This window comes from Salinispora tropica CNB-440 (assembly GCF_000016425.1).
In the GTDB taxonomy this organism is placed as follows: domain Bacteria; phylum Actinomycetota; class Actinomycetes; order Mycobacteriales; family Micromonosporaceae; genus Micromonospora; species Micromonospora tropica.
On sequence record NC_009380.1, the window covers coordinates 4,649,868 to 4,670,396 of the forward strand.

At 69.8% G+C, this 20,529-nt stretch carries 17 protein-coding genes; 4 read left to right on the top strand and 13 right to left on the bottom strand.

From position 1 onward, the window contains the following. Positions 1-27: 27 nt before the first annotated feature. Both cds1 and STROP_RS20610 read right to left on the bottom strand, forming a co-directional pair. On the bottom strand, positions 28-1,128 hold the full coding sequence (gene cds1, locus STROP_RS20605) for an L-cysteine desulfhydrase Cds1 (RefSeq protein WP_026275174.1): 1,101 nt from the start codon (positions 1,126-1,128) through the stop codon (positions 28-30). Positions 1,129-1,276: 148 nt separating this feature from the next. After that, positions 1,277-1,735, bottom strand: a complete 459-nt coding sequence (locus tag STROP_RS20610) for an Lrp/AsnC family transcriptional regulator (RefSeq protein ID WP_012015288.1) — start codon at positions 1,733-1,735, stop codon at positions 1,277-1,279. Between the two features lie 271 nt (positions 1,736-2,006). Between STROP_RS20610 and STROP_RS20615 the strand changes: the two genes are divergently transcribed. After that, positions 2,007-2,279, top strand: a complete 273-nt coding sequence (locus STROP_RS20615) for a BldC family transcriptional regulator (protein WP_012015289.1) — start codon at positions 2,007-2,009, stop codon at positions 2,277-2,279. 61 nt (positions 2,280-2,340) lie between these two features. On the opposite strand, the gene STROP_RS20620 is transcribed toward STROP_RS20615, so the two are convergent. The 9 genes from STROP_RS20620 to hemL all read right to left on the bottom strand — a co-directional run bounded on the left by STROP_RS20620 (position 2,341) and on the right by hemL (position 11,553). Continuing rightward, entirely contained in the window at positions 2,341-2,970 is a 630-nt protein-coding gene (locus STROP_RS20620) for a UbiX family flavin prenyltransferase (RefSeq protein ID WP_012015290.1), read from the bottom strand. A gap of 55 nt (positions 2,971-3,025) precedes the next feature. Continuing rightward, complete coding sequence (gene mqnP, locus STROP_RS20625; protein WP_012015291.1) at positions 3,026-3,976, bottom strand: menaquinone biosynthesis prenyltransferase MqnP; 951 nt, start codon at positions 3,974-3,976, stop codon at positions 3,026-3,028. After that, positions 3,976-5,436, bottom strand: coding sequence for a menaquinone biosynthesis decarboxylase (locus STROP_RS20630; RefSeq protein WP_012015292.1), 1,461 nt, complete (start codon positions 5,434-5,436; stop codon positions 3,976-3,978). Before STROP_RS20630 ends, mqnP begins: the two co-directional genes overlap by 1 nt. Before the next feature lie 84 nt (positions 5,437-5,520). Further along, complete coding sequence (ccsB, locus tag STROP_RS20635; RefSeq protein ID WP_012015293.1) at positions 5,521-6,498, bottom strand: c-type cytochrome biogenesis protein CcsB; 978 nt, start codon at positions 6,496-6,498, stop codon at positions 5,521-5,523. Next, a complete protein-coding gene (gene resB / locus STROP_RS20640; protein WP_012015294.1) occupies positions 6,498-8,135 on the bottom strand; it encodes a cytochrome c biogenesis protein ResB in 1,638 nt (545 codons plus the stop codon). Before resB ends, ccsB begins: the two co-directional genes overlap by 1 nt. Next, positions 8,135-8,992: a cytochrome c biogenesis CcdA family protein gene (locus STROP_RS20645; RefSeq protein ID WP_012015295.1), complete on the bottom strand. Its 858-nt coding sequence runs from the start codon at positions 8,990-8,992 to the stop codon at positions 8,135-8,137. Before STROP_RS20645 ends, resB begins: the two co-directional genes overlap by 1 nt. Next, positions 8,992-9,567, bottom strand: coding sequence for a TlpA family protein disulfide reductase (locus tag STROP_RS20650; RefSeq protein WP_012015296.1), 576 nt, complete (start codon positions 9,565-9,567; stop codon positions 8,992-8,994). The genes STROP_RS20645 and STROP_RS20650 overlap by 1 nt, the downstream gene beginning before the upstream one ends. After that, positions 9,567-10,220, bottom strand: coding sequence for a histidine phosphatase family protein (locus tag STROP_RS20655; protein WP_012015297.1), 654 nt, complete (start codon positions 10,218-10,220; stop codon positions 9,567-9,569). Before STROP_RS20655 ends, STROP_RS20650 begins: the two co-directional genes overlap by 1 nt. Next, positions 10,207-11,553, bottom strand: coding sequence for a glutamate-1-semialdehyde 2,1-aminomutase (hemL, locus tag STROP_RS20660; protein ID WP_012015298.1), 1,347 nt, complete (start codon positions 11,551-11,553; stop codon positions 10,207-10,209). Before hemL ends, STROP_RS20655 begins: the two co-directional genes overlap by 14 nt. Before the next feature lie 135 nt (positions 11,554-11,688). On the opposite strand from hemL, the gene STROP_RS20665 reads away from it, so the two are divergent. After that, complete coding sequence (locus STROP_RS20665; RefSeq protein WP_012015299.1) at positions 11,689-12,012, top strand: STAS domain-containing protein; 324 nt, start codon at positions 11,689-11,691, stop codon at positions 12,010-12,012. Between the two features lie 3 nt (positions 12,013-12,015). On the opposite strand, the gene STROP_RS20670 is transcribed toward STROP_RS20665, so the two are convergent. Then, complete coding sequence (locus STROP_RS20670) at positions 12,016-12,573, bottom strand: response regulator (RefSeq protein WP_012015300.1); 558 nt, start codon at positions 12,571-12,573, stop codon at positions 12,016-12,018. Continuing rightward, the gene (locus STROP_RS20675) at positions 12,570-16,112 is read right to left on the bottom strand and encodes a HAMP domain-containing protein (protein ID WP_043535509.1); all 3,543 of its coding nucleotides are present in this window, start codon (positions 16,110-16,112) and stop codon (positions 12,570-12,572) included. The genes STROP_RS20670 and STROP_RS20675 overlap by 4 nt, the downstream gene beginning before the upstream one ends. A 179-nt stretch (positions 16,113-16,291) precedes the next feature. On the opposite strand from STROP_RS20675, the gene STROP_RS20680 reads away from it, so the two are divergent. Continuing rightward, on the top strand, positions 16,292-18,376 hold the full coding sequence (locus tag STROP_RS20680; protein WP_012015302.1) for a SpoIIE family protein phosphatase: 2,085 nt from the start codon (positions 16,292-16,294) through the stop codon (positions 18,374-18,376). A gap of 55 nt (positions 18,377-18,431) precedes the next feature. Continuing rightward, a complete protein-coding gene (locus tag STROP_RS20685) occupies positions 18,432-20,528 on the top strand; it encodes a S9 family peptidase (RefSeq protein WP_012015303.1) in 2,097 nt (698 codons plus the stop codon). Position 20,529: the final 1 nt, after the last annotated feature.

Consider the following 20,529-nt stretch of genomic DNA (forward strand, 5'->3'; position numbering starts at 1 on the left):
CTGCTGGCCCGGCCTGGGGGGTCCTCCTCAGGCCGGCCAGGCGCCGGTGGCCAGGAACCGCTCGATGGTCGCCAGATGTGGGGAGAGATCGAGCCCCTGGGCAGCGACCCAGTCGTCGGCGTAGTAGGTGTCGGCATAGCGGTCCCCGGCGTCGCAGATCAGGGTGGCCACCGAGCCGGTTTTCCCCTCCGCGAGCAGGCCGGCGATCAGGCCGAAGGCACCCCAGAGGTTGGTGCCGGTCGAGCCACCGAGCCGCCGGCCGAGCACTGCGGAGCCGGCCCGCATCGCGGCCAGCGAGGCGGCGTCGGGCACCTGAACCATCCGGTCCACCACCGACGGCAGGAACGAGGCCTCCACCGTCGGGCGCCCGATGCCCTCGATTCGCGAGCCGCGGCCGGTGCGCACCGACCAGTCGGAGGCCTGCCAGGCCGGGTAGAACGCTGAGTTCTCCGGGTCCACCACGCAGAGTTTCGTGGGCAGCCGACGGAAGCGCGTGTACCGGCCGATGGTGGCGCTGGTGCCACCGGTGCCGGCCCCGACAACGACCCACGCCGGCACCGGGTGCCGCTCCAACGCCAGCTGGGAAAAGATCGACTCGGCGATGTTGTTGTTGCCCCGCCAGTCAGTAGCCCGCTCGGCGTACGTGAACTGGTCCATGAAGTGGCCGCCCGTGTCCTCGGCCAGCCACCGTGCTTCGACGACCACCTTGGCCGGGTCGTCCACCAGGTGGCAGCGCCCCTCCTGGAACTCGATCTGCGCGATCTTCTCCGGCGAGGTGGACGCCGGCATCACCGCGATAAACGGCAGCCCCAGCATCCGGGCGAAGTACGCCTCAGAGACCGCCGTCGACCCCGACGAGGCCTCCACGATCGTGGTGCCCGGGCCGATCCACCCATTGCAGAGCCCGTAGAGGAACAGGGAGCGGGCCAGCCGGTGCTTCAGGGAGCCGGTCGGGTGCACCGACTCGTCCTTGAGGTAGAGGTCGATTCCCCACTGTCGGGGCAGGGGGAACGGCAGCAGATGGGTGTCGGCGGACCGGTTGGCATCCGCCTCAACGGCGGCAATCGCCTCGGTCACCCACCCCCGGATCGCCTCGTCACACCGGTCCAGATGAGTCACGCCCAGCAACCTAGCAAGCCCGGCCGGCGCGGCCCGATCGTGGCCCTGGCGCCGTGGCCGGGCCCGCGAGGCGGATCGACCAGGCCCGACGGGCGGGTCGACGGGCCTGCGAGGCAGATCGACCACTTCGGCGCGGCCCGCCGGGGAGCCGGCCGGATCAGGCTGGGGGCGTACCGACGGGCTGGGGGCGGTTCTCCCACTTGGTCGACAGGGCGATCCCGGTACGGGTGGAGGCGACGCCCGGAGTACGGTTCAACCGTACGATCAGCGCCTCCAACTCCCCGATGGTGCCGACCCTCGCCTTGAGCAGGAACGACTCCACGCCGGCCATGAAGTAGCAGGACTCAATCTCCGGAATGGCACGGAACGACTCCAACACGTCGTCGGTGTCCGCGGCGGACTCCTCAATGATCTCGATGAGGGCGGTCACGCCCAGCCCGATGCTCTCCGGCTCGATCTCGGCTCGGTACGCACGGATGACTCCACTGGACTCCAGCTTGCCGACCCGCTCATGCACTGCCGGCGCCGAGAGACCCACCTGGCGGGCAAGCTCGGCGTACGAGAGGCGGGCGTTGCCACGCAGCAGTTCGATGATGCTCAGATCGATCGCGTCCACGGACTGTAGACCCTAGTAGCACTGACTCGCCCTCGGGCGTCCGGTCCCGATGGTCGACCCCGCGCACTGTCATTGTTGACGAACCAACCGCAACAGTGCACAGCTGCGGGTACCATTGCCTAACCTCCCGATCAGTGCTTTTCTCGCGTTTGGCGGACACGACTGGTCGCCGGTGCTGTAATTGCCATACGTCCCTCATGACGGCTCTGGGCTCGCACCGGCCGGGGGCAGTGTGTTCAGCCGGGGGCTTCGTCGATGCGAGGAGGGGGCTGTGGACACTGGAGATCGCCTGCTGACACCGGGTGAGGTCGCCGCGCTGTTTCGGGTTGATCCGAAGACTGTGACCAGGTGGGCGGCGGCTGGCCGGATTGGCAGCATCCGAACTCCGGGCGGGCATCGCCGATTTCGGGAATCCGAAGTTCGGGCCCTGCTCGAGGGCGAGGGGATGTTGGACGAGGCGGAGGAGACAGAGCGGCCGCGCAACACCGGCCCTGCCGCCCCGACCGGCCCCGGCCCCGGCCCCGCCAACGCCGGAATGTATTGAGGTGGTGGCCGGCGGATGATCGCCGCCCGCTGCACACCGCCACCGCGCCCGACCGGCCAGTTCAGGAGCGCGCTGCTCCCAACTCACCCGTCCAACGGTGGAAGAGCGTGTGTGGCACGCCCAGGGCGTCCAGCACCTTACCGGCGACGAAGTCGACCAGCTGGGCGGCGGAGGCGTCCGCTCCCGCCCCGTAGAAGCCGGGGCTGGCGGGGAGCACCACCGCGCCGGCGTCGTGCAACGCGAGCAGGTGCTCCAGGTGACTCCGGGTCACCGGTGTCTCGCGGGGGACGACGACCACCGGGCGGCGCTCCTTGAGGTTGACCTCGGCGGCGCGTTGCAACAGATCCTTGGAGAGCCCGATGGAGATCCCGGCGCAGGCCGCGGTGCTCGCCGGAACGACCGCCATCCCGCGTGCCCGGTAGGAGCCGCTACTCGGCCCGGCGGCGAGATCGCCGGCCGGCCAGTGCCGGAGGTCGGCTCCACTCAGGTCGCGTCCCAACCAGGCGGCGAGATCCTCCGACCAGTGCCCGTCGCGGAACGACCGCCCGGTCTCGTCAAGGATGGTCAGCCGCGCTGCCCGGGACACGATCAGATCAACGGCCTCGTCCGCGTCGAGCAAGGCCCGCAGGACCGCAGCCGCGTACGGCGTGCCGGAGGCTCCGGAGACGCCGACGACCCATGGTTCACGCATGGTCCCAGCGTGCCTGGTCACCCTCGACCACCGACGGGCACCCCCGGTTCCGGGGTCAGGACCGCAGCCCGAGGCGTAACACCAGATCAAGGAGGGCGAAGCCGAAGAGCGCGATACCGACGAAGCCGTTCGCGGTGAAGAAGGCCCGGTTGACCCGGCTCAGGTCGGTCGGGCTCACCACCACGTGCTGGTAGGCGAAGGCGACCGCGGTCAGCGCCAGCCCGATCCACCAGAGCCAGCCGAAGCCGACCAGGGCACCGAACCAGACGAAGAGCACGAAGGTCACCGCGTGCGCGACGGTGGACGCATGCAGCGCGAAACGCAGCCCGTACCGGGCCGGAACGCTGCGCACGCCGATCTCCCGGTCCACCTCGGCGTCCTGACAGGCGTAGATCAGGTCGAACCCACCGATCCAGAGCCCGACCGCCACGCCGAGCAGCCAGGCTGGCCCGGAGCCGGCGAAGGTGCCGGTCACCGCGAGCCACGCGCCGACCGGGCCGACCGCCTGCGCGACCGCCAGGACCGCGTGCGGCCAGTTGGTGAACCGCTTGGCGTACGGGTAGCCGACCAGCGGCACGACCGCGAGCGGCGCCAGCACCAGACAGAGCGGGTTGAGCAGCGCGGCGGCGACCAGGAAGACCGCCAGGGCAATGCCAGCGCCGGCCCAGGCCGTACGCAGGCTCACCGCCCCGGTCACCAGTTCCCGGTTGGCGGTGCGCGGGTTCAGCGCGTCGATCCGCCGGTCCAGGATGCGGTTGGCGGCCATCGCGAACGTCCGCGCTCCGACCATCGCCACGGTGATCAGTAACAGGTCGAGCCAGCGAACCCGACCGCCGTTGACCTGCATCGCGGTCAAGGCGGACAGGTAGGCGAAGGGCAGCGCGAAGACGGAGTGCTCGATCGCCACGAGGTCGAGGAACGCCCGGATCCGCCCGCGTGAGTCCGCGCTGGTCGACGTGGCGCGGACCGAGACGGCGAGGTCCTGCGGATCGGAGGAGCCGGACATCAGATGCCGTACTCCTTCCAGCGCTTGTCGACCAACGACACCACCTCGGGCGCCATGGTCAACTCCTCGGGCCAGCCCCGGGTGTAGCCCTCCCCCGGGAGCTTGCGGGTGGCGTCGACGCCGGCCTTACCGCCCCAGAACTGCTGGTACGAGGCGTGGTCCAGGTGGTCCACCGGCCCTTCGGTGAGCAGCAGGTCCCGGGCGTAGTCCACGTTGCCGAACGCCCGGAAGGCAACCGCGTTGTAGTCGTGCACGTCGCAGTCCTCGTCCACGATCACGATCAGCTTGGTCATCGACATCAGGTGCGCGCCCCAGATCGCACTCATGACCTTCTGCGCGTGCTTTGGGTAGCGCTTGCGAATCGACACGATCGCGCAGTTGTGGAAGACCCCGGCGGCCGGCAGGTCGTAGTCGACGATGTCCGGGATGAGTAGCTTCAGCAGCGGCTGGAAGATCCGCTCGGTGGCCTTACCCAGGCCATGGTCCTCCTGCGGCGGCTTCGAGGTGATGATCGAGTGGTAGACCGGGTTGCGCTGCATGGTCATCGTCTCGACGTGCAGAACCGGGAACGGCTCGATCGGCGTGTAGTAGCCGGTGTGATCACCGAACGGCCCCTCGGGCAACCGCTCGCCGGGCTCGAGGTACCCCTCGAGCACCACCTGGGCGTGCGCCGGCACCTGGAGCGGAACGGTCAGGCAGTCGACCATCTCGACCCGTTCACCGCGCAGGAAACCCGCGAACAGGTATTCGTCGATGTCGCCGGGAAGTGGGGCGCTCGCGGCGTACGAGATCACCGGGTCGCAGCCGATCGCGATGGCCACCGGCAGCCGCTGGCCGAGCCGCTCGGCGACCGCGTGATGGGCGGTGGAGTCCTTGTGGATCTGCCAGTGCATGCCCAGCGTGTTCCGACTGTGCTGCTGAAGCCGGTAGAGGCCGAGGTTGCGCGCGCCGGTCTCGGGATGCTTGGTGTGGGTCAACCCGTAGTTGTGGAAGACGCCGCCGTCACCGGGCCACACCTGCAGGCCGGGCAGGCGGGTCAGGTCGACGTCGTCGCCCCGGTACACCACCTGCTGGCAGGGCGCGGTCTTCACCTTGCGTGGCGGCACCGACTTGAGCTGCATGACCTTGCCGAGGCCCTCGCGGATGCCGGACCAGCCGACCGGCAACTCCGGCCGGATCAACGCGCCGATCCGCGCGCCGATCTCGTCCAGCGACTCGACGCCGAGCGCCATCGCCATCCGCTTCTCGGTGCCAAACAGGTTGATCGCCACCGGCATCTCGCCGCGGGTGGGCCGCTCGAAGACCAGCGCCGGGCCGCCGGCGCGGACCGTTCGGGTGACGACCTCGGCCAACTCCAGCGTCGGATCCACCGGGACGTCCACCCGCCGCAGCTCACCCGCGCGCTCCAGCGCCGCCAGGAAGTCCTTCAGATCAGAGTACGGAAAGCCACGAGCCGCCATACCGTCAGTCTCCCCCACCGCCCGGCCCACCACCCCAGCCGGGGTACGGGAGAGGGACCTCGAGCACGGTGCCGCGCTGTGGGGTCAGTCGAGGCCGCCGTAGGAGTGCAGACCCTCAAAGAAGATGTTCACCCCGAAGAGGTTCATCAGCACGGTGAGGAAGCCCAGCACGGCGAGCCAGGTGGCCACGTTCCGCCGGACGCTCGGGGTGGCCCGGGCGTGCAGGTAGCCGGCGTACACCACCCAGGAGATGAACGCCCAGGTCTCCTTCGGGTCCCAGCCCCACGCACGACCCCACGCCGCCTCGGCCCAGATCGCACCGGCGATCACCGCGAAGGTGAAGATCGGGAACGAGAAGGCGTGCAGCACGAAGGTCAACCGTTCCAGGGCCGCCGCGGCCGGCATTCGCTTCGCCAACAGGTAGGGGAAGCTGCGCCGGCCCTGCTCGTAGCCGGCCCGCATCAGGTAGGCGCACGCCGGCACCACGCCAAGCAGGAAGATGCCGGAGCTGAAGACGATCGTGGCGACGTGGATGATGAACCAGTACGAGTTGAGCGCCGGCACCAACGGCACGATCGGGGTGTAGAGCAGCAGCTCGGCGGTGGCCACCAACAGCACCATCACCAGCGTCAGGAACAGCCCGAGCCGACGCAGCGTGGGGCGCTTCCAGAGCACGACGAACCAACCAGCGACCCCGATGAAGGAAACCGTCAGCACGAACTCGTACATGTTGCCCCAGGGCATCCGATCGGCGGCGACCCCGCGGGCGATGAGCGCACCGAGGTGCAGCAGGGCGGCCACCACGGTCACCGCGACGGCGCCCACGCCGGCCGCGCGAGCCCGGGCGGCGGTCCGTTGGGCGGAGGTGGCACCACGGGCGGTCGGCTCCGGCCCGGAAACCGCACCACCGGTTGACCCGACGCCCGCGCCGACCAGCTCGCGGGTGGGCGGACCGACGCGAACGCGGGCGTTGCCCAGCGCGTACTCGACGGCATGCACGACCATCGCGACCAGGTAGGCCAGGATCGAGAACGTCACCAACTGGTCGGAGAGTACGGACATCACTCGGCTCCTACTCGCGCTCCGGCCTGGCCATCGGGATCGACCCGCCGCCCGTCTCCGCTGACCGCGGCCACGAGCCGCGTGAACTCATCGGCGAAACCGGGATGGTCGACGCGCGGCAGACCACCGGCCTCGACCAAACTACTACCGGGCGTCGAAGATTCACCCGCGGGGTCAGCCGGGCGCACCCGGAAAAAGACCCGCCGCCGGCGGCCAAAGAGTGAGCCCATCAGGCCCAGCAGCAGGGTGCCGGAGCTGACCAGCAGCAACGTCGAGCCGGGATCGTGCCGCACGGACAGGACGATGTACGGCTCGGTGCCCAGGAACTCCAGCGTGGTGCCGTCGTCCAGGGTCCAGACCTCACCGATCCGGAGAAGCTTGGTGCCGATCTCCTTGACTCGACCGGCGTCCACCTGCCGCTGGTCCAGCTCGTACACCGAGCCGGGGATACCCGCGTCCATGCCGAGATTGCCCCGGTACGCGACGAGATTGAGCATCGGGTTGCGCTCGGTCGGGAACTCGGACCGAACGAACGGGCCCTCCTGCGGGGCGGTCGGCAGATACATACCGGTGAAGGCCACCTGGAGCTCCGGGTCACGCTCACCGGTGGCCGGGTCCACGTTCGCGTCCGGGAAGGCCGCCACTCCCTCGCTGGTCAACCCGACGTCCCCGATGTCCAGGAAGGGATTCGGGCTGGTCTGGCTCCGGCCGAACCGGTCGGTGTAGCGGACCACCGGAGCGTACCCGTGGCCGAGCAGGTAGACGTTCGCCCCGTCCAGCCGCAGCGGCGAGTTCACCGAGAACTCCGCTGGGCGGGGGGTACCGCCGTCCTCGTCCACGGTCACCTTCGCATTGAAGAACTCCGGCTGGCCGTTGGACTCCAGGAACCTCGCCTCGAAGTCGTCCAGTTGCAGGCAGAACCGGGGCAGATCGGCGCTGCCCACCTGGGGGCCGAACGACGTCTCGGCGTACTGCTGCTGGGTGTTACAGAAGGCGTTGTCCGCGCCAGCGACCACGACGCGGTTGCCGCTCCAGCCAAACCAGGAGCCGAGGGCGACACCGATGAGCACCACCACCATCGAGGCGTGGAAGAGCAGGTTGCCGGTCTCCTTCAGGTAGCCCTTCTCGGCGGATACCTCGTCGCCGCGTACCTCCACCCGCCAGCGACGCCGACGCAGCGCGGCGGCGATCGCCGTCGTACCACCGGTCGGGGCCGCGAACACGGTGTGCTGGGGCAGCCGGTCCAGCCGCTTCGGCGCCACCGGAGGCTTCGACCGCAGGGCTCGGGCATGCTCGCGCAGCCGGGGCGTGATGCAGCCGACCAGCGAGGTGAACAGCAACAGGTAGATGGCGGAGAACCAGACCGAGCCGAACGCCTCGAAGGCACCGAGCCGGTCCAGCACCGGCGCCAGATCGGGGTGCGCGATGAAGTAGTCCCGGACATCCTCGGGGTTGACGCCGCGCTGTGGCAGGACCGACCCGGGAATCGCGGCGATCGCCAGCAGAAAGAGCAGCACCAGGGCGGTACGCATGCTGGTGAGCTGCCGCCACGAGTTGCGCAGCAGCGCCAGAACCGGGTTGGGGCGGCGTCGGGGCGCCTCGGCCGACATGGCTGGCCGATCGTCGGTGACCGTCATCAGATGCTCACCTCACCCGTCCCGAAGGTGGTCTGCAACAGGGTCACGAAGCTGGTCCACCCACCGGTGACGAGCGCGAGGCCGATCAGGATCAGCAGCCCACCACCGATCCGGGTGACCCACCGGCTGTTGCGGCGAACCGCGCGGAAGACCCCGAGCAGGCGTTGGAAGCCCAGCCCGAAGACGACGAACGGTACTCCCAGCCCGAGGCAGTACGCCACGGCCAGCACCACCGCCCGGTTGGTCTGCCCGTCAACGAGGGCCATGCCCATCACCGCGCCGAGTGTCGGGCCGGTGCAGGGCAGCCAGCTGAGCGCGAAGACCGCGCCGAGCACGGGCGCGCCGAGCAACCCGGCCGCCGGCAGTCGTTGGATGCGCAGCTCGCGCTGCAGCCCCGGGACCACACCGAGGTAGCCCAGGCCGAGCAGCACCACCAGGCCGCCGATGACGATCTCCAACGTGCGCTCGTAGGCGAAGAAGACCTGGCCAACCGTGGAGACCAGGACCGCGGTGGCGGTGAAGACGGCGGTGAAGCCGGCGATGAACAGCATCGTTCCGGCGAGTACCCGGCCCTTGACGGCGGCGGGCCCGACCCGGGCGATCCGCTCCCGCACCGCGACGGCACCGGCGGCGTCACCCGGAGCTCCACCTGTTGCCGGCGGCGTGCGGCGGGAGTCTGGGCCCGCTCCCCGGCCTTCCAGGTCGGCACCGGCCAGCCCGGTCACGTAGGAGAGGTAGCCCGGCATCAGCGGCAGGACACACGGCGACAGAAAGCTGACCAGCCCGGCCAGCGCCGCCGCGCCGACGGCGAGTAGCAGCGGGCCGGACTGGGCGATCTCCCGGAACGTCTCGCCCATCAGGTGTCGCCGGTTGACGCGGGCGACTCCGCAGCGACCCGCTCGACGATTGGTTGGAGCCCCTCCTGCTTGACGGCGGCCCGGATCACCGCCGCGATCCGCCCATCCCGGTCCAGCACGACCGTCGCCGGGATGGTGTTGGGTGGGATCTCCAGCTCCAACGCCAGTCGGCTGCCGGGATCGAAGATGCTCGGGTAGGTGACCCGGCCCTCCTCGAAGGCGATCGCCTTGTCCCGGCTGTCCTGCACGTTGATGCCGAGGAAGGTCACCCCCGAGCCCTTGGTGGCCTGGTAGGTGGCTTCCAGGTCATCGGCTTCCGCCCGGCAGGGCGCGCACCACGAGCCCCAGAAATTGACCACCACGACCTGCCCACGGTCCTGCGACACGTCGTAGCTGCCCCCGTCGAGCAGCTCGCCGGCGAGCTCGGGTGCGGCGGAACGCTGATCCGGGGCACACTCGATCACGCCGTCGGAGTTGGTGCCGCAGGCCTTCCTCCAGTCCGGGGTGGCACAGGCGGCGAGCGCCACCACGATCATGGTGGCGAGCAGGCTGGCGGCCCACCTCCGGGCAGTCATCAGGCCCCCTTGGCCGTCCGAGCCGTCGACGACATCGCGATCAGGTGGGCGGCCGGCTCGGTGTAGCCGATCCCGACCACCTTCGACCCCTCGAAGTGAAAGCTGGTGAGGCTGGCCAGCCCGCACTGCCGCTTCCGCGGGTCGTGCCAGAGGCGCTTACGCTCGACAAACCGACGCAGCGTCCAGATCGGCAGCTGGTGCGAGACGAGCACCGCCTCCCGCCCCTGCGCAGCCTCCCGGGCGGCCTGTAGGGCGGCGAACATCCGCTCCGCGATGGCCCGGTACGCCTCGCCCCAGGAGGGGGTGACCGGGTCCCGCAGCACCCACCAGTTGCGCGGGTCGCGGAACGAACCGTCGCCCGGCGAGACCTTCTTGCCCTCGAACCAGTTGGCGCTCTCAATCAACCGCTCGTCCACCCCGATCGGGAGCCCGAACTGCGCGGCGATCGGCTCGGCGGTCTGCTGGGCGCGCTCCAGCGGGCTGGCTACGACGTGCACGACCTGCCGCTCGGCGAGGCCCTGCGCGGCGGCCTTCGCCATCTGTACGCCCAGCTCCGACAGGCGGAAGCCCGGCAGCCGCCCGTACAGGATGCCCTCCGGGTTGTATACCTCACCGTGCCGCAGCACGTGTACCACAGTCTTACTCACCGTCACTACCCCCGTGAACTTCCGCGGCTGCCGCTGCCGCCGCTGGCAGCGCCGCGGCGATCTGCTCCAGGGCGGCATCATCGATCGCCGCCGAGACGAACCACGACTCGAAGGCACTCGGCGGCAGGTAGACGCCGGCCGCCAGCATCGCGTGGAAGAACGCCTTGAACGCGGGCACCTGCTGGGCGCTCGCGGTGGCGTAGTCGAAGACGTCGGCGTCGGTGAAAAAGACGGAGAACATGTTGCCGGCGGAGGACAACCGGTGTGGCACTCCCGCGGCGGCGAGCGCCTCACCGGCGAGCCGGCCCACGACGGCGGCCGTCTCGTCCAGCCGGCGATACAGGGCGTCATCGGCGAGCCGCAGCGTGGCGAGCCCGGCGGCGCAGGCGAGCGGGTTTCCGGAGAGGGTGCCGGCCTGGTAGACCGGACCGACCGGAGCCAGCTGGGACATGATCTCCGCTCGCCCGCCGAAGGCGGCGGCGGGCAGGCCACCCCCCATCACCTTGCCGTAGGTCCAGAGGTCGGCGGCACAGGGGTCCAGGCCGTGCCACCCGGCGCGGGAGACCCGGAAGCCGGTCATGACCTCGTCAACGATCAACAACGCACCGTTCGCGTGTGCGACGGCGGCGAGTCGCTGGTTGAAGTTGTCGCGAGGCGCGACCACGCCCATGTTGCCGGCGGCGGACTCGGTGATCACCGCAGCGATCTGCGGGCCCTCGGCGGCGAAGACCGCCTCGACGGCGGCGAGATCGTTGTACGGCAGCACGATCGTGTCCCCAGCCGCCGCGCCGGTCACGCCCGGCGAGTCGGGCAGGCCGAGGGTGGCGACGCCGGAACCGGCGGCGGCGAGCAACGCGTCCGAATGCCCGTGGTAGCAGCCGGCGAACTTGATGATCCGGGTACGGCCGGTGTAGCCCCGGGCCAGCCGGATCGCCGACATGGTCGCCTCGGTACCCGAGTTGACCAGCCGTACCTGCTCGACGGGCGCGCGGTCGACGATCTCCGCTGCCAACTCCACCTCACCCGGGGTGGGAGCACCGAAGCTCGTGCCGAGCGCGGCCGCAGAGCGCAGCGCCTCCACCACCGCGGGGTGGGCGTGCCCGAGGATCATGGGGCCCCACGAGCAGACCAGATCGACGTAGCGCCGCCCGTCGGCGTCGTAGAGCCACGGCCCCTCCCCCCGGACGATGAAGCGCGGGGTGCCACCGACGGCACGAAACGCGCGGACAGGGGAGTTCACCCCGCCGGGCACGATGGCGCAGGCGCGGTCGAACAGGGCCTCGGAGGCCGGCGCGGCGGCCGGGTAGCGGCCGGGTCCGGCAGGGAAAACGTCGGTCACGATGCCGCCATTGTGTCAGCGTCAGCGGCCAGACTGGCAGGCACCCCGGGCAGTGGGTTACCAGTCTCACCCTGCCGATGACCGAGGCAGCTCGCCGTCATCGGGCGGCGCCTCCGGTCGCGCTAGGCTGACCGGGTGGGTCGTGCCGAACTGTCCATCACGCTACACCGGTTGGGGGACGAGGTTGTTCTTCGCCTCGCCGGCGAGATCGACATGCTGACGGCCACCCAGCTCTCGACCGTTGTCAACGAGGTGTTGGCCGAACCGCCCCCGCGGATCGTGCTGGACCTGGCGGGCGTCACCTTCTGCGACTCGCAGGGTCTGGGCACGCTGGTCGTGCTCAGCCGCAAGACCAGCCACTCCCAGAGCCTGCTGGTCCTCACCAACGTGGCCGACTTCCTGCTCCGCGTCCTCGACATCACGGGCCTACGTAGTGCCCTGATGATTCGCGACGACTGAGTCTCAGCCGGTGTTGCCCCAGCGGGCCTGCTCCAGCAGGCCGATCGCGCGCTGCACCGCCGCCGGGTCGGTCTCGGTGCGAAGCAGAGCGGTAGCCTCGTCAATGGCCTCGGTCAGCAGCCGCCGCTGGGCTTCCCGCTCCTGGAGCAGGGCCGACTGGGCGGTGAGTTGCCCGGTCTTCAGCCACAGGTCGACGAAGACCGACACCTTGGCCCGCAGCACCCACGGGTCGAACGGCTTGGTGAGGTGGTCCACCGCGCCGGCGGCGTACCCACGCATGGCCAGCTGGGCGTCCTGGTCCGCGGAGGTGAGGAAGATGATCGGCACATGTCGGGTTCGTTCTCGCCGCTTGATGTGACTCGCCGTCTCGAAGCCGTCCATCTCCGGCATCTGGGCGTCCAGAAGGATCACCGCGAAGTCGTCAACGAGAAGCCGCTTCAGCGCCGCCTCACCGCTCTCCACCGCCACCGACTGGACCTGCAGCCCCTGCAGGATCGCTTCCAGGGCCGTCAGGTTCTCCCGCCGGTCATCGACCAGCAGCGCCTTCGCCATCTGCGTCACGGGCTCTCCTCGCTCCGACCTCCGCTGATCCAGGACGAGATGAGCTCGATCAACTCGTCCAGATCGACAGGTTTGGTGATGTATCCGCTACCCCCGGCCGCGAGCGCGGATTCCCGGTCACCGGGCATCGCCTTCGCGGTCAGGAAGACGATCGGGAGGTCGGCGAAGCGGTGGTTACGCCGGATCTGCCGCGTCGTCTCGTATCCGTCCTGATCCGGGATCATGGCATCCATCAGCACGATGTCCGCCTCCGGATGCTCGGCCAGCAGGCGTACGCCGTCGGCCCCGTTGTCCGCGTACAGCACGGTCATCCCGTGTAGCTCCAAGGCGCTGGTCAGGGCAAACACGGTACGCACGTCGTCGTCCACGATCAGCACGGTGGCACCGGACAGCTGGCGGGTCGCCGTCGCCTCGGCGGTGGTGGGCAGCAACTCCACAGCGGGCATCAGTAGCGACGACGGGAGGCCAGCCCGGGCGGGTGAGGGCGGAGCCGGCGCCACGACCGCGTCCGGGGCCAGGACGTCGGGAAGGAAGAGGGTGAAGGTCGAACCCTGCCCGGGCACCGACGACACACCGATCGCGCCACCCAGCAGCCGGGCCAGGTCGCGACTGATCGACAGGCCCAGGCCGGTCCCCCCGTACCGACGGCTGGTCGTCCCGTCAGCCTGCTGGAACGCCTCAAAAATGATCGACAGCTTGTCGTCGGAAATGCCGATCCCGGTGTCCACGACGGTGAAGGCGACCACCTGCCGCGCGTTGGTCAACGCGGGCACGTCGAAGACAGCCGACTCCGACGCGGGGGCGATCCCCAACCGCACCGCCCCGGCGTCGGTGAACTTCATCGCGTTGGAAAGCAGGTTCCGCAGGATCTGCTGCAGCAGCTGCACGTCGGTGACGATCTCCTTCGGCAGCTCCGGACTGATCCGGACCTCGAAGTCGAGGCCCTTCTCCTCCGCCTGCGGGGCGAACGCCTGCTCGACATAGCCGCGGATCTCGGTGAACTGAATCTCGGTTGGCTCGACGTCCGTCCGGCCAGCTTCGATCTTGGAGAGGTCAAGAATATCGTCGATCAGCGAGAGCAGGTCCGTTCCGGCGTTGTGGATCGTCCGGGCAAACTCGATCTGCTTCGGGCTGAGGTTCTGCTCCGGGTTCTGGACCAGCAGCCGGGCCAGCAGCAGCAGCGAGTTCAGCGGCGTACGCAGCTCGTGGCTCATGTTGGCCAGGAACTCCGACTTGTACGCCGAGGCGCGGGTGAGCTGCTGCGCCGTCTCCTCCAAGCCCAGTCGGGCCAGCTCGACCTCCCGGTTCTTGGTCTCGATGTTGCCCTTCTGCTCGGAGAGGAGCTTCGCCTTCTCCTCCAGTTCCGCATTCGTACGCTGGAGTTCGGCCGACTGCTCCTGCAACTCGTGGGCCAGCCGCTGCGACTGGGCCAGCAGCTCCTCGGTACGCCGGTTCGCCTGGATGGTGTTGACCGCGACGCCGATGGTGAGGACGAGCCGCTCCAGGAAGGAGAGATACAGGTCGGAGAGCGCGGTCACGCTGGCGAACTCGATCACACCGAGCAGCTCGCCCTCGAAGATGACCGGCAGCACCACCAGGTCGGCCGGCGGGGTGTCCGCGAGCCCGGAACGGAGCCGGAGCCGGCTCTCCGCCGGTCCGCTGACCCGAATCGTGCGCCGGGACAGCGCGACCTGGCCGACCAGGCCCTCACCGGGGCCGAACGTCACGTCCTGCCCACGAGCGACGTAGCCATACGAGGCGGTGAGCCGTAGTCGGAAGTTGCCCCCAGCGTCATCCACCAGGAAGAACGCGCCGAGCTGCGCGTCCACCAGCGGAGTCACCTCCATCATGATCATGCGGCAGACCTCGCCGAGATCCCGCTGCCCCTGCAGCAGCCCACCGATGCGGGCCAGGTTGGAGTCCAGCCAGCCCTGCTCGGCGTTCACCGTGGTCGTCTCCCGGAGGGTGACGATCATCTGGTTGATGTTGTCGGTCAGCTCGGCGACCTCCCCCTGCGCCTCGACCGCGATCTGCTGGGTCAGATCGCCCCGGGTCACCGACGTGGAGACCTCGGCGATGGCGCGCAGCTGAATGGTCAGGGTGGAGGCGAGCTGGTTGACGTTCTCGGTGAGGTCCCGCCACGTCCCGGCGACGCCCTTCACCTGAGCCTGACCGCCCAGCTTCCCCTCGGTACCCACCTCCCGAGCCACCCGGGTCACCTCGTCGGCGAACGACGACAACTGATCCACCATCGTGTTGACGGTGTTCTTCAACTCCAGGATCTCGCCCTGCGCATCAACCGTGATCTTCTGCCCCAGATCACCCCGCGCGACGGCAGTCGTGACCGAGGCGATGTTGCGCACCTGCGAGGTCAGGTTCGACGCCATCGAGTTCACGTTGTCCGTCAGGTCCCGCCACGTCCCGGAGACACCCTTCACCTGAGCCTGACCACCCAGCTTCCCCTCGGTACCCACCTCCCGAGCCACCCGGGTCACCTCGTCGGCGAACGACGACAACTGATCCACCATCGTGTTGACGGTGTTCTTCAACTCCAGGATCTCGCCCTGCGCATCAACCGTGATCTTCTGCCCCAGATCACCCCGCGCGACCGCCGTCGACACCTGCGAGATGTTGCGGACCTGGCTGGTCAGATTGCCGGCGAGTTGGTTGACGTTCTCGGTGAGGTCCCGCCACGTCCCGGAGACGCCCCGCACCTGAGCCTGACCACCCAGCTTCCCGTCGATGCCGACCTCCCGAGCCACCCGGGTCACCTCGTCGGCGAACGACGACAACTGATCCACCATCGTGTTGACGGTGTTCTTCAACTCCAGGATCTCGCCCTGCGCATCAACCGTGATCTTCTGCCCCAGATCACCCGTCGCGACCGCCGTCGACACCTGCGAGATGTTGCGGACCTGTGCGGTCAGGTTCGACCCCATGGTGTTCACCGAGTCGATCAGGTCCTTCCAGGTGCCCGCGGCACCCCGGACATCGGCCTGACCACCCAGCTTCCCCTCGGTACCCACCTCCCGAGCCACCCGGGTCACCTCATCGGCGTACGACGACAACTGGTCGACCACGGTGTTCACCGTGCGCCCGATACGCAGATACTCCCCACGCAGCGGTCGGTCATCCAGCTCCAGCGCCATGTGCTGCGAGAGGTCGCCCGCGGCGACCGCCGCGATCACCCGAGCGATCTCGATGGTCGGGCGCCCGAGGTCGTCGATGAGCGAATTGACCGCCTGCTGCCCCTCCGCCCAGGAGCCATCCAGGTCCTCGTCGTCGAGGCGTTCGGTGAGTCGTCCGTCCCGGCCCACGATCCGGCTGATCCGGCGCAGGTCGTGGTGCTGCCGTTCCTGGAGCGACACCACCTCGTTGAAGGCGTCCGCCAACTCGCCCGCCCGGCCCGACCGGTGCGGCAGCCGCACCTTGAGATCGCCCTGGCGAACGCGCCGAAGCGCCTCGGTCAGCTCGATGAGGACCGCATCGGGGTCCGGCGCGGACAGCTCCGCTGCCGGCTGCTTCGCCGTGGTCATCATTCCTCGCTCACGTCGGGGCCACCTGCTGCCGGCAGGCCGGACATCCCACTATTGTGCCCACCACCGACCACACGCCAGACCGACGCGGCGTGCGCCGGCACCGGCTCGGGGCTGCCCCGGCGTCGGCGTTCCGCTGGGTTCGCTTGGCACCCACCGCGGCAGCGGTGGAGGATACGGGGGTGTCAGCGGAGAGGGGGCCCGCGCCGACCGAAGGCCGGGACGAGCGCATCCGACGAGTCCGGCTCCCCGCCGATCCCCGAACGCCCGCTGCGGCCCGCGCACTCGTCCGGTCGATACTCGCCGAGGCGGACCTGCCGGAGCTGACCAACGAGGCGCTCCTGCTCACCACCGAGCTCTCCACCAACGCGGTGGAGCACGCCCGCACCGAACTGGACCTCGAGGTCGTCGCCGACCGCCTGGGTCTCACCGTCACCGTCTCCGACTTCGCCCGTGGGCCGGTCGAGGAGCTGACCGTTGGCGTTCGCAACGAGAGCAGCGACATCGCCGACATCTCCGAACGGGGCCGAGGCCTGCTCCTGGTTGACCACTTCGCCAGCCGGTGGGGCACCACGTACCTGCCCACCGGCAAGGGTGTCTGGTTCCGGCTCGACCGGCCCGGCTTCATCGATCACCCCTGCCGGCCCCCGGTCACCGCCGTGCCAGCTACGGCGGCGGTAAACGGTGACCACACCGCCGGCGAGGGCAGCTTCACGCCGAGCGCCGCGGCGATGAGTGAGCTGATGCAGACCGCACCCGACCCGTACGCGGAGGACTCCCTGCCGGACTTCGCGACCAGCCTGTTGACGCGGGTGGCCGAGATGGTTGGCGCGGCCGGTGGCCTGGTCCGGCTGGACCGGGGCGACGGGCAGGGTCCGCAGCTACTGGCCCGCTTCGGCCGGCAACCCCGAATCGACAACGATCTGGTACGGGTGCCGCTGACCGTGCACCGGCCGTACGTCGGCGAGCTGGAGCTGGACGCGGCGCCGTCCGCGTACGCCCGACCGCTGGCGGCGTTGATGGCGGAGCGACTCTCACTGCACCTGGAGAACGACCGGCTGCGCCGGGCCGACCTGCGCCGGCAGGCCTGGCTGACCTTCCTCGCCGAGGCAAGTGAGTTGCTCGCCCAGTCCCTCGACGTCGAGTTGACCATGGCGCTCATCCCGCAGCTCGTGGTACCCCGACTGGGGCAGTGGTGCGCGGTGCACACCAGCAATGAGTGGGGGCAGCTACGCCTGGCGGCGGCCAGCCACGCGGACGAGTCCCTGCTGCCCCAACTACACACCGTGCTGGCGGAGACCGGGCCGAACTCGATCCAGTCCCGGTTGCGGGAGGCCTCCCGCAACGGCACTCAGCTCCCGCTCGGCGCCCCGACCGAGGGCTTCGCCGTCCCGCTGATCGCCCGGGGCCAGCGACTCGGCACCCTCGCTGTCGGTCGGCACCAGCGGCACCGGCACGACCCGGACGAGGTCGCCGTACTGGAAGATGTGGCCCGGCGGGCGGCGCTGGCGATCGAGAACGCTCGTATCCACGCCGAGCGCCGCCGGGTCGCGCAGGCGCTCCAGCAGTCGCTACTGCCACCCGTGCTGCCGGTGGTGGAGGGAATCGGCTTCGCCGCGGAGTACGTCCCGACCGGGGACGACGCGGACGTCGGCGGCGACTTCTACGACGTGCTGCCGCTGCCGGACGGGCGGTGGCTGGTGGTGATCGGTGACGTCTCCGGCAAGGGAGTGCAGGCGGCCACCCTCACCGGCCTGGTCCGGGATGTCATCCGGACGCTGATCGGGGACGGCAAACCGCTGTCGGAGGCGCTGACCCGGCTGAACGGGACCCTGGTCGAGCGGGGCGGCGGGCGATACTGCACCCTGGCCCTGGCCGCGGTCGGACCGGGTCCGGGCAACCAACTGGAGGTCTGCCTGTACCTCGCCGGGCACGACCGGCCGGTGCTGCTGACTGCCGCCGGTGAGGCCCGGTTCGTCGGCACCGGCGGCACCGCGCTCGGGCTACTCGACTCGATCGCCTCGCCGGCCACCGAGCTCACCCTGGACCCCGGCGAGGCATTGATCTTCTACACCGACGGGGTCACCGAGCGGCGGCGCGGGCGGGAGCTCTTCGGGGTGGATCGGCTCCGGGAGGCAACCGCCCCGCTCGCCGGCTACTCGGCGGATGTCGTGGCGGCGCGGCTGCGCTCGACCGCGCTCGGGTTCTCCACCGAGACGCCCCGGGACGACATCGCGATCCTGGTCCTGCGCAACGACGCCGGCTAGCCACGGCCGTGCGAGCAGGAGGGTGACCGGGCGGCCAGGCCGGTAACGTGACGCCGTGACCATCGAGACCCCAGCGCCCGTCGCCAAACGGATGCCGACCGAGCGAACCCACCACGGCGATACGTTCACTGACGAGTACGCCTGGCTCGCCGGCAAGGACGATCCCGCCACGATTGCCTACCTCACCACCGAGAACGCCTACACCGAGGCGCGGACGGCCCACCTGGCGGACCTGCGCGAGCAGCTGTTCGAGGAGATCCGCCAGCGGACCCAGGAGACCGACCTGTCGGTGCCCGCCCGCAAGGGCGGCCACTGGTACTACACCCGCACGGTCGAGGGGCAGCAGTACGGAGTGCAGTGCCGCCGCGCCGTCCACGACGGCGAGACCGACCCGCCGGTCAGCCAGGACGGTGCCCCCCTCGCGGACGAGGAGGTACTGCTCGATGGCAACGTCCTCGCCGCGGGGCACGACTTCTTCGCGCTCGGGGCGTTCGACGTGAGCCCGGACGGACGCTGGCTGGCGTACTCGACCGACTTCTCCGGCGACGAGCGGTTCACGCTCCGGGTCAAGGACCTCACCACCGGGGAACTGCTGCCCGACGAGGTGCCCGGCACGTTCTACGGAACGGCCTGGTCCGCCGACGCCTCGGTGCTCTTCTACGTCACGGTTGACGACGCGTGGCGGCCGAACCGGGTCTGGCGGCACACCCTGGGCACCTCGGCCAGCGAGGACGTGGTGGTTTACCAGGAGGACGACGAGCGGTTCTGGGTCGGGGTCGAGCTGACCCGCTCGGAGAAGTTCCTCCTCATCGACATTCACAGCAAGGTGACCAGCGAAGTCCTGGCCATCCCCGCCGGCAACCCGACCGGCGCCCCGGTTCCGGTGGCCCCCCGCCGCCAGGGTGTGGAGTACACGGTCGAGCACCACGGCCACCGGTTCCTGATCCTGCACAACGACGGCGCCGAGGACTTCGCCCTCGCGTACACCTCGGCCGACGCCCCGGGCGACTGGGTGCCGCTCATCGAGCACCGTCCCGGCACCCGTCTGGAGGCGGTCGACGCCTTCGAGAACCATCTGGTGGTCACGTTGCGCGCCAACGGGCTGACCGGGCTGCGGGTGCTGCCGATCGGGGGTGGCGACTCACACGACATCGACTTCCCCGAACCGCTGTACAGCGTCGGCCTGGACAGCAACCCGGAGTACCGCACGGGTCAGCTCCGATTCCGCTACACCTCACTGGTCACCCCGGACTCGGTGTACGACTACGACCTGGTCACCCGCCGGATGATTCAACGCCGGCAGCGGCCGGTGCTGCCCGGGCCGGACGGCCGCCCGTACGACCCCGCCGGCTACGAGCAGCACCGGGACTGGGCGATCGCCGACGACGGCACCCGGGTGCCGATCTCGCTGGTCTGCCGGGCCGGCACCCCGCGCGACGGCTCCGCGCCGTGCGTCATCTACGGCTACGGCTCCTACGAGGCGAGCATGGACCCCTGGTTCTCGGTCGCCCGGCTCTCCCTGCTGGACCGGGGTGTCGTCTTCGCCGTGGCACACATCCGCGGCGGCGGCGAGCTGGGCCGGCGCTGGTATGACCAGGGCAAGCTGCTGGCCAAGAAGAACACCTTCACCGACTTCGTGGCCTGCGCACGGCACCTGGTCGAGGCGGGTTGGACCGCGACCGACCGGCTGGTCGCCCGGGGCGCCTCCGCCGGCGGGCTGCTGATGGGGGCGGTCGCCAACCTCGCCCCGGACGCGTTCACCGGGATCGTCGCGCAGGTTCCCTTCGTCGACGCGCTGACCTCGATGCTCGACCCGTCGCTGCCGTTGACCGTCACCGAGTGGGAGGAGTGGGGCAACCCGCTGGACGACCCCGAGGTGTACGCGTACATGAGGTCGTACACGCCGTACGAGAACGTGCGGGCCGTGGACTATCCAGCGATCCTCGCGGTGACCAGCCTCAACGACACCCGGGTGCTCTACCACGAGCCGGCGAAGTGGATCGCGCGACTGCGAGCCACCGCACCGCGGGGCGACTACCTGCTCAAGACCGAGATGGGTGCCGGGCACGGCGGGCCGAGCGGTCGGTACGACGCCTGGCGTGAGGAGGCCTTCATCAACGCCTGGCTGCTCGACCAGCTCGGCCGCGCCTGAG